Here is a 15,055-nt window from a genome sequence, read left to right as displayed (position 1 = left end):
ACCCGAAGATACAGCCCACCGTTCCACGGGGAAGTGCAGCAAGAAGAGGGGGGCGCAATGAAATGTGCTTCTTTTCGCCCCGATTGGTTGCCGCCCGTGACTGCAGTATTGGCACAAATGGGCGCCGAGATTTCCAAGTCGAACGGTTCGGGCTATGCGCAAATTCGTTGCCCCATCCACGGCGAGTGCAACCCGAGCTTGTCGATCCATCTTGAGCGTGGAAACTGGCGCTGCTTCGCCTGTGGCGCGGCCGGCGGCGACGTGCTCGAACTGTTCCGCCGCGCGCGTGGCCTGACCTTCGCGCAGGCGGCTCGCGAACTTGGTGCATGGGAGGGGAGATGAGCACGGCCGAACTGGAGTTGAGCGAGTCCGACTACAAGGGCGCTGCGGGTCGCCTGTTCGAGTTCAAAAAGCGCGAGGGCTTCGAGCCGGTAGCGTTACATTTGTACCGCGCTGCCAATGGGTCAATCCTGTTTGGGCGCGTGCGGATGCACAAGCCGAACGCGAGCGGCGGCCATGAAAAATTCGTCCGCCCGTTCTGGAACGATGGTGCGGACTGGAAATTTGGTGAACCGAGGCAGGACGGTGGAAAGGTGCTGTACGGACTGGCCGATCTATCGTTGGTTCCGAAATCATTAGTGGTACTGACGGAAGGAGAGCAGAAGGCAGATGCACTCACGAAAATGGGCGAAAGCCGATTTATCGGCATCACCTCCGGCGGCGCGTCAAGCGCTGGCGCTGCTGATTGGGGGCCGTTGGCGGGACGTCACGTATTGATTTGGCCGGATCACGATGACCCCGGCGCGAAGTACGCCGAGGAGGCGACCGAGAAGCTGCGCACACTCGGCTGCACCATCGAACGGATTGATGTGGCAGCTATGGGCCTGCCGCACAAGGGCGACGTGATGGATTGGACTGACGCCTTCAAAACGGCGTGCTACCGGATGCCGACGGCTGATGATGTACTTGCATTGCCCCGCATCAAAACGCCCGATGCTGCGCCGCCTGATGAGCCCAGCGATGCGACCGAATGGCCGGAACCTCAACCTCTGACGGCGAGCATTGAGCCAATCGAATACCCAGTCGAGAGCTTGCCGCCATGCATCCGTGCCGCCGTGGACGAAGTATGCGAGTTTGTGCAGGCTCCTTTGCCGCTGGTCGCGTCGTCTGCAATCGCCGCGCTGTCGCTGGCGATTCAACCGCACGCCGACGTGAAGCGCGCCGAACGCCTGACCGGGCCGGTAGGGCTGTTCATGCTTACCATTGCGGACAGTGGCGAGCGAAAGTCGACATGCGACGGATTCTTTATGCGGGCGATTCGCGAATACGAAACGGAGCAGGTTGAGGCGTGCAAGCCGGCACAGAAAGACCATCAAGCCGACATCGCCGCATGGGACGCGAAGTACAACGGCATGAAGGAGAGGATCAAGGGCATTGCGAAGGCTCAGAAGCCTACAGCCGGACTGGAGGCCGAATTGCGCGATCTGGAGCATGAAAAACCGGAACCGCCAAAGATTCCGCGCCTCATCTATGCGGACGTGACACCGGAAGCTCTCGCCTTCTCCCTTGGCAAGCAATGGCCGTCCGGCGGCGTAGTTTCGGCCGAGGCCGGGATCGTGTTCGGGTCGCACGGCATGGGTTCGGATAGCGTGATGCGCAACCTTGCGATGCTCAATCAGCTATGGGATGGCAACACGCTACAGATTGACCGGCGCACGTCGGAATCATTCGCGGTTCGTGGCGCGCGCCTAACGGTTGCTTTGCAGGTGCAGGAGGCAACGATTCGGAACTTCTTCGAGAAGTCCGGAACTCTTGCGCGCGGTATGGGTTTTTGGGCTCGATTCTTGCTCGCATGGCCGAAGTCTACGCAAGGCACACGGCTGTTCAAAGAAGCACCGGAGTCGTGGCCGTACTTGGCGATGTTCAATCAACGGATCGAGGCGATTCTCCGAACGCCGACGCCGATGGATGGTGTTGGACGCCTGCAACCGCAACTTCTGATGCTGTCGCCCGACGCGAAGGCCGAATGGGTCGCTTTTCATGATGCTGTCGAAGTGCAATTGCGCGACGGCGGCGAACTTTTCGACGTGAGGGACGTGGCGAGCAAGGCCGCTGACAACACGGCACGACTGGCCGCGCTGTTTCACGTGTTCTCTGGCACGACGGGACCGATTGACGCCGATTCGTTAAAGCAGGCATCTAGCATCGTCGCTTGGCACTTGTCCGAGGCGAAGCGATTCTTTGCGGAACTTGTGTTGTCCGACGAGGAGATAAACGCGGCACGATTGGATAGCTGGCTGATCGAGCAATGCCGCACTCAGCGCACGAAGACAGTTAATAAGCGCACCGCGCAACAGTTCGGACCGCTACGCGATGGCAATGTCCTGAACGCCGCGTTGAAGGCGCTGGAAGATCTGGATCGTATGCGCGTCAAGAAAATCGGAAAGCAACTCGTAATTCACGCCAATCCGGTACTGATAGATGGGGGCAAAAAATGAGTCTGCGTGACTTGATCTACCCGAACCGGAAACAGCCGCTTGCCACTGCTACACCTGCTACACATGGGGCGGGAAATGGGCGAACTGTAGCAAGAGTAGCAGTAGCAAAGTCTCCGGGAGTCGAGGCCGAGAACGTCTCTCAAGTTGTTCCAGCCGATTGTGTCGGTGCCCTGCAATCCGCAGACGGCGGCTTATATTTGCCTTGGGGACCACGCCTCTCGCCGGAAAACGTGCGGCGGATGCGTACCGAATTGGTGGAGTTGATTGAGGGGTTGGCCGATTGTGAAGGATGGTCTCACGCACGACGTGATGAAGTGTTGGGGCGTGCGATTCGCGGACCGCTGTCCGACCTCCTGTCAAATCTCGCGCATTTCCGAGACCGCGTGATCGTAGTGGCGGCGGAATATCAGGCGAGTGAAGCATTGGTTGATGACGCGCGGCGAGCCGGCGCGAACCTGGTGAATCGAAAGCTCTGATTTGTCGGCGCGGAGAACTCCCCTTGAGAGGGCAGCGTCCCTTAAATTGCCGGAGCTTCAGGGTACGTGCTGTGCAGGGGTAGGGGGAGGGGATCTCTGGGCGGGGGCTCGCGTGACCGTGGGCGGGCCTCGATTTTTATGCCCGCGAATTTAAGGGGGGAGGTATGAAAAAGGCTGCTGATCTGGAAATTCAATATCGACAGGCTGATATCCTGATTCCTTATGCGCGCAATGCACGCACGCATAGCGATGAGCAAATATCGCAAGTCGCTGCAAGCCTTCGGGAGTTCGGATGGACTAATCCCGTGCTGGTCGATGGCGAGAATGGAATTATCGCGGGCCATTGTCGGGTGCTTGCGGCGCGTAAGCTCGGAATGAGTGAAATCCCCGTTATTGAACTGGGGCACCTTAGCGATGCGCAACGGCGCGCATATATTCTTGCAGATAACCGTCTCGCGCTTGATGCGGGATGGGACAACGACTTCCTAGCGCTCGAGATCGCCGACCTTGATTCGATGGATTTCAACCTCGGGCTTACTGGTTTTTCGGATATCGAATTGGCGAAGCTATCGAACAAAGTGACCGCGGGTAAAACGGGTCCCGACGAAGCGCCGGAAGCGCCGGCTGTGGCCGCCTCAATGCTGGGGGACGTTTGGTTGCTCGGACCACACCGTTTGATTTGCGGCGATAGCACGGGCCGTGAGGCAATTCAGGCTGTCGTAGGTGCCGAAGCCGCCGACATGATCTTCACTGATCCGCCCTACGGAATGAGCTACGAGGGCGGCCGTGGAAAGAAGCAATTCGGGACGATTATGAACGACACTGCACAAGGCGAAGCGCTCATATCGCTTGTTCGCGAAGCCTTGTCGTGCGCGAAGGCTCATAGCAAGACCGGGGCCGCGGCGTACGTGTGCTTCCCGTGGCGCACCTATGCCGAATTCGAGCGCGCCGTAGTCTCGGCGGGCTTCCATGTCGCAGCGTGCATCGTATGGGACAAGCAATCCTTCGGACTTGGGCATCAGGACTATCGCCCACAACATGAGTTCATTTTTTACAGCACGGGCGGCGCGTGGTACGGTGACCGCGCGCAGTCCGACGTGTGGGCTTGCAAGCGCGACAGTCATGCGAACTATGTTCACCCAACGCAAAAGCCGGTTGAACTTATTACACGCGCGCTCTGGAACAGCAGCAAACCAGGCGACAAAGTAATTGATTGCTTCGGCGGCTCGGGGTCGACGTTGATAGCGTGTGAGCAGACGGGACGCTCCGCGCGCGTCATCGAACTGGATCCTAAGTATTGCGACGTGATCGTGAATCGATGGCAAGCCTTTACGGGACTCGATGCGACGCACGAAGGCGCTGGACGCACGTTCGATGAAATTGCCGCCGAGCGGCTTGGGGGCAAAAAATGAGAGGACGTAAACCGACGCCGACGGCATTAAAAATTGCACGCGGCAATCCGGGCAAACGCCCGCTACCTGAAAACGAGCCTATGCACACGGGCGAGGCCACCGCACCGGAATGGCTTTCGGCACAAGCGGCGGCGCATTGGCCCATCGTCGCGAAGCAACTTGGCGACGCGGGCGTTTTAACATCGGTCGATACTGCTGCCCTTGCGCTGTACTGTGAAGCGTTCGCCCGTTGGAAGCACGCCAACGATCAGGTCGTTAAGTATGGTCCGGTTATCAAAGCGCCCAGCGGCTTTCCCGTGCAATCGCCATACCTCGCCATCGCGAACAGGGCGCACGAGCAGATGACAAAACTGTTAATCGAATTTGGCATGACGCCATCGAGTCGCTCGCGCGTAACCAAGGTGCCTAGCGACGACATCGGTCTGTATGCAGCTTTTGTAAAGAGGCCGCGCGGGGGCGAGAGCTAACGCATACGTGATCGCTAGTTGTCGTGCATAAGGTAATCGTGTGCGGACGAGGGAGTCCGGATCCCATTCGCGTTATGGTATCGAGAAAAATTTGGTTCGCAAACGTCCTTGAATAGCTGATCGACGTTGAGGCGCTCCCAGCACGATCGAACGTGATCTCGGCCGTAGATCAGACATTCCGCTTCGGGGCGACAGGCCCGATGTGCTTAAATCGTTGCTCGCCCGAGCCCATGCTGCGTTGCAACGTCTGTTACGCGCACATCTGGATCCTGCAACAAGGCTCGGATTTCGTGGATCTGCTTGGCATCCAGCTTGGGCCTTCGCCCGCCTTTCCGGCCGCGCGCGCGGGCTGTCGCCAACCCCGCGCAAGTGCGCTCACGATCAGGTCGCGTTCAAATTTGGCAAGTGCTGCGAATACGGGCAAGATCTGTTTCCCTGCCGCCGTGCTCGTCTCGATCTCGTCATTGATGGACTCGAATGCGACGCCGCGGCCGTTCAGCATCGATACCACGCGAATCAAATCTGACAACGATCGACCGAGGCAATCTAGGCGCCACACGGTCAGCGTGTCACCCTCACAAAGCGTGTTAAGGCAGTGCTCAAATTTCGGACGCGCGGCTCTATGTCCGCCGCCTTGCTCTTCGTAAATCACCGTGCAACCGGCGCGTGCGAGTGCCTCCCGCTGCAAATCAAAATTATGGTCGCTCGTAGACGCGCGTGCATAGTCGATCTTCATTTGACCAATAGATGCAAAGGAGACGTACAAAATGAGACGATTTTTAAGGCAAATTGACCCGAATAGCACGGCAAGTCAAGGCGTAGCCTTCACGTGGTGCGAAAAAGACCGTTAACCAAACGGCTCGCTTGCCGATTGGATGCTTGGCTGAGAAGGTTTCGAATATGGATTCGGCTGGAAAGTCGCGTCGTACAAAGTCAGCGAGGCATAAGTAAAAAATGTTCGATGCTGGTCATCGCGGGTAGAATCACCTGACCACATGCCGCGTGACGGAACATGATAAAGAACGACTTTCTTGACAAACTCCTGACGTTGCAACAGGACGGACAGCAGGCTATCAGCGGACCAGCAAATTGGTTGATGAAGCCAGTGCTTCATGTCCAAACCAGTTTGCACGCAGTTGTTGAAGAACTAGTGTCTGCGGTAGTCCCTGGACCGTCGTCGGGGGGGCGCGGGCGGTGGCACTTCTTTGTCGGCTCACCGGGCAATGGCAAGTCGGCAGGAGCGGGACATCTGGCCCGCTTGTTGCATGAAAAGGGACACTTGATACGTGTGTCAGACACGCAGCAGCCGCTCGATGATTTAGGGCCATCAGACGTGCCTTACCTGCTTGAGGTATGTGAGCCCGGCAACGTCTATCCGTACTTGTTCATCGCACAAGATGCGTCGGTCTTGCCTAATCCATACGACCCTGCCGCCGATCCAGCTACAGCACTCGAGGACTTGTTGATTGATGCCGAGACCAGGGGAGTCTCTGTAGTTGTATGTACGAACAGAGGGGTCGTTGAGCGCATCTTCGCGAAACACTACCGTGAGCCTGATCAGGCGAAATCGAGCTGGTTCAGGGCAATTAAAGTCGCTGTCGGAGCTGATATCTCGGCAGAGGTCGCGGTAGCGACATCGTCAAAGAAGCACGTCTTCGATAGTGTTCAAGTTACGGCTACGTCTCTGGACCGACGTAGCTTGATGCTCGCCGACGATACTCTTGATCGACTGTTACAAGAAGCGACGAAAAGCGAAAATTGGGCAGCCTGTGAAGGTTGCGCTTCAAGCCGTCTTTGCCCATTCAAGGCCAACCGCGACTGGATCGCAGAGCCGGCGCTGCGCAAAAACGTCTTGAATTTGCTTTTGCACGCAGAGCTATACGATGGACAGGTTGTCGTATTGCGAGAAGCGCTCGCTATCGTGTCGTTACTTCTGGCAGGCTGTCCGCACGATTATCAGGCGGGTGGGGCTTGTGATTGGGTACATACTAGAATAGCAAGCGGCGACTTGTTCGCGCTGGCAAGTCGGCGCCTATACATGCTCCTGTTCTCTTCATATTCTCCGTTCGGGATCGAACCAGACGATCGGGATAGGCGCACGCAACTAAAGGCGCTGAAGTCGGTTTATACATCTGCTCGTGCGTCCCACAGTGCGTTGAGCTCGAAGGCAATTCCGACGGTCCTTGAACCTAAGAGATGGCCATCGACGGATGTGGGCGCGCAACGATTGCTCGGAAGGGCACGAACACTCGCAATGTTAGATCCGTTTTCCGATACCCTCCCGGCTGATTTTCTGGAGCGATGGAACGAAACGTGGACCGCGCTGCAGGGTAATGGCCCTTGGATAAGCCAGATCGAACGAGACTGCTATGAATGCTGGCAGGAGATGCAGAAAGCTGCTGCTTCTAGTCCAGAGACGATACCGTCAAGTTATCGCTGGCTGACACGTTGGATAACGGCCTTTACCATCCGTGCGGGCGCACTGGTCGAAGGTGTCACCACGTTTAATGATGACCTGAGCGCTTTAGTGAGCATTCTCGGTATTACCAAGGTACCGACGAAGCAGCAGCTTGAAGTTTTAAAGAAGATAGAGAAGACACTTGCGCAGAGCCTCGATCAAGATGGTCGTGGTATTGCGATTTCGTCGGCGGCGAGCCTTCGAGGCGATTGGAAAGACCACGAGTTAAAGCCTCATCTTGAAAGCGGTCATGCGACAGATGGTACGAACTCGGCGCACTTTCGGTTCGGCAAAACAGCACGCAACCTCATAGCTCTCGAAACGAAGGCGTTTGTATGGCTGAAACGACGAGCAGAACGGGGGATGGCGTCGGCAACTTTTCCGAGCGTATATCTCGAGACGGCTCAAGATGCCATGCTTGGTGTCGCGGTGACCTCAGGATACGACATGAGTGACGATCTGGAGATCTACATCGATACCCCAAATGGTCCCAAGATCAAAATCACAAGATCACATGGAGTTTTGGATGTCGAGTCCTGTTGAAAATAAATTTCCTTCCCTTCTCGACGTAATTACCGTGGAGGATAAGTCTGTTTTCGAGCCGCATGTTCCATCGTTTATAAAGGGATCTCACCTTTTTGTTAGGACCGTCGGCATGCGCGAGGCGCCGGAGCGATTGGTCGTCGAGCTGTTTCGGGAGCTGTGTTTTGAAAGAGTAACGCCTTCAAATGAGAAGGCCTCCCGCGAACTTGAGCCCAGGAATGATCTTATTCCAGAGGAGAGGGCTCTTTTATATGTCGCGCGAGGTCGAGCGAAGCAGAAGAGCAGGAAGTTGCCTGAAAAATCGTATTACGGGCCGCTCTATCCGCTGGTGGCGAGAAATAGCTGGCCGCGGAAACAGGCGGAAAATGTTATAGCGTTTCAGTTCGTTGATGGTCCGCTGGCCGAGCACTTTTGCGGCTCGCGAGAGCGTGCACAATCTTATGCCCGAGAAGTCGTGGACGCCATTTACGGCAAGAAGCGGGGTAACGGTAATGAGCTTGACATATTTCGAGCGTTAGCCGAGAAAATTCAGTTCAATGCCGAAGAGTGCGGTCTGCGCACGAGTGACGAAGCGCTAACTCAACTTGTGGGGCGACTTAGCGTCACCAACGCCGATGGTGCAATCGGATCTGACGACGCACTCGTGAAACGGATAAGTGAGGACTTCCTGAACCTATGTCGTCTCGAGGGAAAGGTACCTCGGCTTTTCTGGTTTGACCTTTTGAAATGCTTCCTTCGCCTCAGCCTGCCCGCCTGGCTACTGGCGCACATGCGAATCACGGTCCATCTGCGAGATTGGACGCTTGCGGCACTGGCCGGTGTTTCGACTCCGGGTGATCAGGTTTCCAAAGCTATCGCGTCCAGAGGGGGCGGGCTCTTTCACCCGACACAGACGGGTTCAAACGAGATCAGCCTACATGTTGAGCGCTACATTAAAGCGCGTGTCGAGCTTAGCCTTGCTGCATATCTAGTTCGATATGTATGCAAGTTCGACCTCAGCAAAGGGATCCTTACGATCCATCCGGGTGGAAAAAATGCGATATCGATTGGTGACTGGCTAGGCCACTGCCTCAAATGCGGTGTCGACGCTAATTTGCCGCGTAATGCCGACGGGGTTAGGGAGATGCTTGTGCCGTGGGCACAAACATTCGGCGCTTGGTTGACCCCGGACAAAAGAGGGCAGGGTAAGAACATCATTGAGTTCCTGCGCATCTTTCTCAGATTATCCGAGTCAATCAATGACGATGGGTATCTCGTCACGGGCCCCGGGAATTTTGAAAGAGGCAAAGTGTTTCCCGGGCCTGCGATGCTACGCACCATGCTTTATCTTACCGCCGCTCGCCGCGAAAACGGGGGGCGCAATCGGGGGAAACTTATATTGTCGGACCTTGAGCAGCATTTCGCTGAATACGGTGTCGATTTCGCTTCTAGCGTAGGTGCGAGACCGAAACTGATCGCGGAGCTTGCTCGTCTTGGGTTGCTGAAAGGAAGCCCCGATGCGGGCGACAGCGCCGAACTGGTGGTACCGGAAGCCTTCTCCGCAACAACAGGTACAAAAGCATAGTCAAATGGAAAACGGACTCGTTCTTACCTTGGCGGCGCTCGCAGAGAAATATTTTAAGGAACTCAAGAGTGGTGGAGTTGAGTGCCGCCTTGTCATCCCGGCGTTGACCGCATCGATCGCAATTGACCTGCAAAGCGCCCTTCTGGACAAAGATTTGCCCTCTTATCTTGTTATCCCAGAGACAGAGTCGCCCGATGCAGCGAAGCGTTGGATACGGGCCGAAGCTGTAACTAGTGTGCGGCAGGGAGACATGGTAGTCGCTGTGTGGCCGGGGGAAATGTCGCGCATTCAGGATTCCGTGATCGGCGTTGGCGGCGCTATGCGGAATTTCGCCTTCGGCGACGAATGGCCTTGGATAGACGGGGGAAATGAGTATTTCCGATTTGATGGCCCGGTTTTAAGTGATCTATTAACGCACTGGTCGATCGACGTTGACGATGAGCTGGGGTTTAAGCACGTCATCGAGATGGCGCGGGCGGAGTGCCGAGATTCGATGATGCGTGGTCAGGTGTTTTTGGATCAGATGCTTGGGGGATATGATCCTCAGCGACCGGCGGAGCTAAAGCCGATTCAACGGCTACTGTTTCATTTTGGTGTTCCTCGATCCACCTCGTTTGATTTTTGCGATAAAGCAGCAGCTAATACATTTTTCAAAAGCGTCCGGAGCACCATAGGTGAGCTCGATCGGCGATTGAAGGAGGTCGGCGGGAAGCCAGAGCTCCTCAACCGCATAGACGAGATCGAGCCGCAACAAGAGCACGCGATGCTGCTAAAGTCGTCGCTGACATCGATCATTGATTTGTTCACTAGACGGGGTGACGACAAGCAGCAGGGAGTTCTTGCTCTCAGAGGCTGCTGGAAGGATCTCGACACTTGGAGGACATGGGACTTGGAGGCGCTTCAACGCCTCTTGGATGTCTCACCTAGCGTGGAGAAAGTCGACGTTAAAGTGGATGTGAGTACCGATGCAGGAGCGATAACAGAGGACGCTAAGACCGTTGTGCTCTTGGACGGCGGGTGTATTAATCTTCGCATTACCTACAAGGGACTCGCCGCTGGGTCGGCTGGGGCAAAGGTCATCGCGCGTGGTCGTGGGCGGGCGGCGCTTTTTGAGCAAGAATGCTCGGCATCAGACGGTGTATGTGAGACGTCAATTTCGTTCGATCAATTGTTTGATTCAGCGGGATCGCCTAAGAAGAGAAGCCTGCGAATTACGGTCGAGCGTGCGGATCGCATCTTGGCTTCAGGACGGGTAAATGTCGTTCCTTGCGGCCCGAATCAGCCTCTTGTCGCGATTGTCGAGCCAGTTGGAAAGATCATTGTGGGGAGAGACTCTCGGCAACCGTCAGACCCGGGCGATGTTGGGGAGACCGTGGAGGTTAATGAACCGGCCACGTTGACCGCAATCTCCTGGGATTCCTTCGCCGACGGCGAATTGGAAATTGACGGTGAAGTCAGTCAGCTTCAATGCGTTGACGACAATCCTAAGGTACTTCGGTCTACAAAGACTTTTGATCCAGCGGCTAACGGTGCTGTGCACACTAGTGTTGCTCTGCGTGCGTCTGGGCTCGCCATCGATTTTGATGTCGAAGCAAAGGAAATTGTTCGCGGCGAATTTACGCTTGAACGCGAGCTAGTCATGCAGTTGGCACGTTTTCAGCGTGACGGTAAGAGCTCGTCCCTACGACGTATTTTAGACGTGTTCAGCGGGAAGGCGACGCAGGGGTATTCAGGTCTTGGAGGTATCGACGAGAGCTCAAAGTCTCGTCGCCGCTTCGCTCAGGTGTTCGAGCGGTCCGGTTCGCAAGGGCGCCCTATCATCGCAAATCTGCTGTCAGAGAATGAGCCCATTCAAATTATCGAGGAAACTCAAATATGTTTTTTCGAGATAGGCGAGCTACCGTATATTCTTAAGGGTGCGACAATTAGTTCGCGCGTTCAAGAGCGAGTAAATGCTTATGTGGAGGAGCGCAATCGGATTTTGAGTGCGATCCGGGCTCACGTCGAAAATGACTCGCAGTGGCCCGATTATGCCTATATCCCAGTCTTTTCTCTACCTAGTCGATTCGAGCTCGAAACGCTTCTTGCGTCGTATCTTGGTGCTTACATTTCCGCCTTGGATTTCGTGAGTCAAAACATCGATGAGCTTTCGTGGCCCGAGTTATTTCGCGTTATCTACAGCGACTGTGTGGTTCATTGGGATGGAGCGAAAGATCCACGGAAGGTCATCCTGCTTGGCCCTTGGCATCCGATCACAATCGCTAAACGTTTCATGGTGCAATCGGCGGTGGTGGCGAGCGCCCGACGGCATGCCAGCGGTACGACCAACGGCAAGTCGCAAATGTTAGCGCTACTTTTAGACCAGGTGAATTCTCTTCGCTGGTTCAGTGGTCTTGCTGACGATGGGAAGACGTTTGAAAATTTCTATGTGTCTGCAACGTCTGACCCAGGCTGGCTAGGAGCGCTATCGCATGGCGTAATTGGCGAAAATCGTTATCTATCCGTCGCCGAATCACTTCGGCATGTTCACGGGTTGGAAATGGGCGTCGTTCCCACATCGCGTGAGCTTGTGGCAAAGGGGTACCTGCAAGACTTCTATAATGCGTTCCCAACACGCCGCGCAATTTCGGTAGTAGCAGATGCTTCTTACGAGCCCTCCAGACTGGTCGAATCCGCGCAAGGCATTCTTTACGACGGAGACGAGCCAAGCGAAATTGGTCGGCAGATTCCGGGCGGAATTCACATCTTAGTCCCTGACGCCAGCACGCTCGAGACGCAAGAATGGAGAGACCCTCCCATATGTGTTTACGAAGGCGCCGAAGAGCTTGTCTCGGAAGGGCGATTCAATGACGTCCACCTTATCTCTCCCGGTAAAGCTACAACTGCTCGCGACACTGGAGGCGATGCCACGATGCCGCGAGGCAGCGGCCTCCTTGCGGCGTTCTGCGCGCCGGTCAAAGAGGTTGGCGTCTCTGCCAGTGGAAGCCTTCAATCGCGGGCTTTCGAGAGAGACCGGTCTATAGCGAGCGGAGCTACTCTGGGTGAACGCTTTGCCCAAGCTTGTCGGATTTTGGGCGATCTCCCGCGCGAGGAGCGCGTGGTAAGTTGGGAAGCAGATCTCCCCGGGTCCTTAGATCACCTTTGGACCGTCATTCCGGGCAACCACGTTGACCCGGCGGTCTTCGTAAAATATGTCACGACCGCGGCACGTAATGGCAGTAATGCCGCTCTGTGGGACTACAGAATGAGTCTCACGGGAGCGCTCAACAGCTATTTCGTGCTATCGCACATTCCTAATAGTGTGTCGCATGAACTGAATAAAAGCCCGGTGCTGCAAGGTAACCCTTTGGCGCCCGATGTTCTCGCCGAGCTGGGGCGTGTGGGCATGGCGTTAGGTGGTGAGAGTCTGCGATCGGGAAGTCGGGCACTGGGCGTTATTGGCGTCGTTGCCGCCGTTCGTCTCTTTTTCCCTTCGGGAGGGGCGCTTTCGCCGCTCAAAAACGACGGCCCACTTAGAGGTTTCCTCTTGCCCGTAGACTCGTTCCAGGAAATTCTTGATGGGTCATTTGATGGCGCCGATTTCGGTCCTCGACAGCGTGCCGATTTAGTGGCAGTTCAATTGGCGGTGCTAGAAGGCGACATGCTAGGCCTGTCTTTTAGTGCCATTGAATGTAAGTACACGAGCAACGGCTTTACCAAGGATCAGTTCGAGGTTGCACGGCAACAAGCCGACGCCACACTGCGGCGATTGAATATTTTGATCGATGCGGCACTAACCCCAGATGGGATTCCAGAAAGACTCGCATTTTTGGCATTGTTAACGTTCGGATTGCGTCTCTCGAAGGAACTTGTGGATGGCAGCAAAGCGGAACAGGCAACTCTCGAGGCTAAGATTCTACAACTCGTCCTCAATGGCCGAATTAAGTTAGTACCACCCGTGGCGGGTAGTATTGTTGTCGTTACTGACTGTATGGCGAGTGAAGCTTCCTATGCCCTCGGTCAAGGTCTCTCAATCAGTCTCGCGCCGGGGCACTGGCCGGGCATCTCTGAAAGCTCGGCTCTGCTGGAAGTCCGGGATAAACTATCAAAAAACTTTTCCGCGCTTTTCCGTGCAGCAAATTCCGTCAGTCCGTTTGCTAGCGAGGACGCGGGCCAGTACGGCGCGACTGACGACGGGGCTGGCGACCGTACGGAACCACCTCATTCTCAGGAATGCTCTGGGGGGCAAGGTTCAATGGTGGAAGCAGCTTCTGCCACGCAAATCGACTCGGCCGTTTCAACCGGGAGCGGCTCCGCGGATAATGCGAACATAGGTCGATTGAGTACGTCAGTTGGTGCATTGAAACCAATTCTTCTTGGGACTGCTGGTGCGAGCGGCTATTTTTATGCTCCCCAGAATTCAGAGCGGCCGTTAGACAACTACAATGTAATGGTTACGGGCTCGTCTGGGAAAGGGAAAACTCAACTAATTAAGACGCTTGTTTGTCGCTTGCGAGAACAAGGCAGAAATGTGCTCTTGTTGGATTTTAAGAACGATTTCGCAAGTGACCAGCATTTTCTGGAAACAGCGAAGTTGCACGCCCAATACGTGTCTTTTGATGGGCTTCCGTTTAATCCACTGATCCCGGTGCCGCTCAAGCGCCCGAATTCGGAATCTGAGTATTTGCCGGTGTCTGAGCACATAAATGGGCTGGTGGATATACTCCGGGGCACTTTCAATCTCGGCGATCAGCAAGAGGTTGCAGTTAAAAACGCGATACGAGAGTCCTTTGAGGGCCGAGGCATTCCCTCGCGAGGGGCGGTGAGCGTAACTCCTGGATTGGATTTTCCGGATTTCAACGAGGTTGGCGATAAATTGGAGTCTCTGAATCAAAATGCATATAATCGCCTGGACCCGCTCTTCGATCTGGGTATTTTTCCGGTGGAATCGAGACTCAGACGATTCGATGCAATGCTTGACGATTCCTATGTGGTAGATTTAAGTAAAATTCAGAGTGATCGCATTAAAAACGCGGTGGCGAAGATTCTTGTTATGTCAGCACACCGATTCTATAATGCGCGCGAACACTCTGGCACACTCCGTCAATTTTTTGTTTTTGACGAGGCGCACCGTGTCTTGGATTCTGAATTTGTACTGCAATTTGTCCGTGAATGCCGCGCGTATGGCGTAGGAGTGGTTCTGTCTTCACAATATCCGACAGATTTTCCTGCAGATATATCGGCGTCACTCAATACGAAGTTTTTGCACGGAAACGGTGCAGATAAAGGGCGTGTTCGAGACATCGAAAAGCTTGTGGGTGGCTCGTTGCCTGAAGAGCAAGTTGAGCGCTTATCAATGTTTCAGGCAATTCTGACAAATTCGCAGTATGAGCCGGTGATAATAAGGACGATCGGGTATCCGATGATGTTGGTTCTTGATGCTATTACTAAGGCAGGTGTGATAAAGCGTCAAGATTTGGCGGTGCCAGGCGTAAATGCGGATCGGTTAAATCTGGAATACCTCGTTTCAGCCCTGATGGAAATGGGGGTAGTGGAGGAAACAGGCGCAGGATTGCGCGCATTGGAAGGATGATTTAAAGGGAGTGGGCAAGGCTGTCGCCGGTCCGCGGATCCGTCATCGCGCCGCCCAAATTCCTT

11 protein-coding genes are annotated in these 15,055 nt (G+C 55.2%); 8 read left to right on the top strand and 3 right to left on the bottom strand.

Annotation, left to right across the window (positions count from 1 at the left end):
- Positions 1 to 57: 57 nt before the first annotated feature.
- From DIE22_RS26315 to DIE22_RS26295, 5 genes are all read left to right on the top strand, one after another.
- Entirely contained in the window at positions 58 to 342 is a 285-nt protein-coding gene (locus DIE22_RS26315) for a CHC2 zinc finger domain-containing protein (RefSeq protein WP_124606448.1), read from the top strand.
- The gene (locus DIE22_RS26310; protein ID WP_185640695.1) at positions 339 to 2,498 is read left to right on the top strand and encodes a DUF3987 domain-containing protein; all 2,160 of its coding nucleotides are present in this window, start codon (positions 339 to 341) and stop codon (positions 2,496 to 2,498) included. The genes DIE22_RS26315 and DIE22_RS26310 overlap by 4 nt, the downstream gene beginning before the upstream one ends.
- Positions 2,499 to 2,737: 239 nt before the next feature.
- A complete protein-coding gene (locus DIE22_RS26305) occupies positions 2,738 to 2,974 on the top strand; it encodes a hypothetical protein (protein ID WP_124606446.1) in 237 nt (78 codons plus the stop codon).
- A 164-nt stretch (positions 2,975 to 3,138) separates the two neighbouring features.
- Positions 3,139 to 4,386 carry a site-specific DNA-methyltransferase gene (locus DIE22_RS26300; protein ID WP_124606445.1) on the top strand — a complete coding sequence of 416 codons (1,248 nt, stop codon included), beginning with the start codon at positions 3,139 to 3,141 and terminating at the stop codon, positions 4,384 to 4,386.
- Positions 4,383 to 4,853: a phage terminase small subunit P27 family gene (locus DIE22_RS26295; protein ID WP_124606444.1), complete on the top strand. Its 471-nt coding sequence runs from the start codon at positions 4,383 to 4,385 to the stop codon at positions 4,851 to 4,853. The genes DIE22_RS26300 and DIE22_RS26295 overlap by 4 nt, the downstream gene beginning before the upstream one ends.
- A gap of 206 nt (positions 4,854 to 5,059) precedes the next feature.
- On the opposite strand, the gene DIE22_RS38960 is transcribed toward DIE22_RS26295, so the two are convergent.
- From DIE22_RS38960 to DIE22_RS26285, 3 genes are all read right to left on the bottom strand, one after another.
- Positions 5,060 to 5,128: a hypothetical protein gene (locus tag DIE22_RS38960; protein ID WP_260426776.1), complete on the bottom strand. Its 69-nt coding sequence runs from the start codon at positions 5,126 to 5,128 to the stop codon at positions 5,060 to 5,062.
- The gene (locus DIE22_RS26290; RefSeq protein WP_260426775.1) at positions 5,104 to 5,589 is read right to left on the bottom strand and encodes a recombinase family protein; all 486 of its coding nucleotides are present in this window, start codon (positions 5,587 to 5,589) and stop codon (positions 5,104 to 5,106) included. The genes DIE22_RS38960 and DIE22_RS26290 overlap by 25 nt, the downstream gene beginning before the upstream one ends.
- A 111-nt stretch (positions 5,590 to 5,700) precedes the next feature.
- The gene (locus DIE22_RS26285) at positions 5,701 to 5,967 is read right to left on the bottom strand and encodes a hypothetical protein (RefSeq protein WP_124606443.1); all 267 of its coding nucleotides are present in this window, start codon (positions 5,965 to 5,967) and stop codon (positions 5,701 to 5,703) included.
- 174 nt (positions 5,968 to 6,141) lie between these two features.
- On the opposite strand from DIE22_RS26285, the gene DIE22_RS26280 reads away from it, so the two are divergent.
- The 3 genes from DIE22_RS26280 to DIE22_RS26270 are packed head-to-tail and all read left to right on the top strand — an operon-like array spanning position 6,142 to position 14,990.
- Entirely contained in the window at positions 6,142 to 7,854 is a 1,713-nt protein-coding gene (locus DIE22_RS26280) for a hypothetical protein (RefSeq protein ID WP_124606442.1), read from the top strand.
- On the top strand, positions 7,838 to 9,418 hold the full coding sequence (locus DIE22_RS26275) for a hypothetical protein (protein ID WP_124606441.1): 1,581 nt from the start codon (positions 7,838 to 7,840) through the stop codon (positions 9,416 to 9,418). The genes DIE22_RS26280 and DIE22_RS26275 overlap by 17 nt, the downstream gene beginning before the upstream one ends.
- 4 nt (positions 9,419 to 9,422) lie before the next feature.
- On the top strand, positions 9,423 to 14,990 hold the full coding sequence (locus tag DIE22_RS26270; RefSeq protein ID WP_124606440.1) for an ATP-binding protein: 5,568 nt from the start codon (positions 9,423 to 9,425) through the stop codon (positions 14,988 to 14,990).
- The last annotated feature ends 65 nt before the right edge of the window (positions 14,991 to 15,055 follow it).

Origin of the sequence: Burkholderia sp. Bp9142, from assembly GCF_003853415.1 — a bacterium.
Lineage (GTDB): Bacteria > Pseudomonadota > Gammaproteobacteria > Burkholderiales > Burkholderiaceae > Burkholderia.
This window is presented reverse-complemented; position numbering and strand designations above follow the sequence as displayed.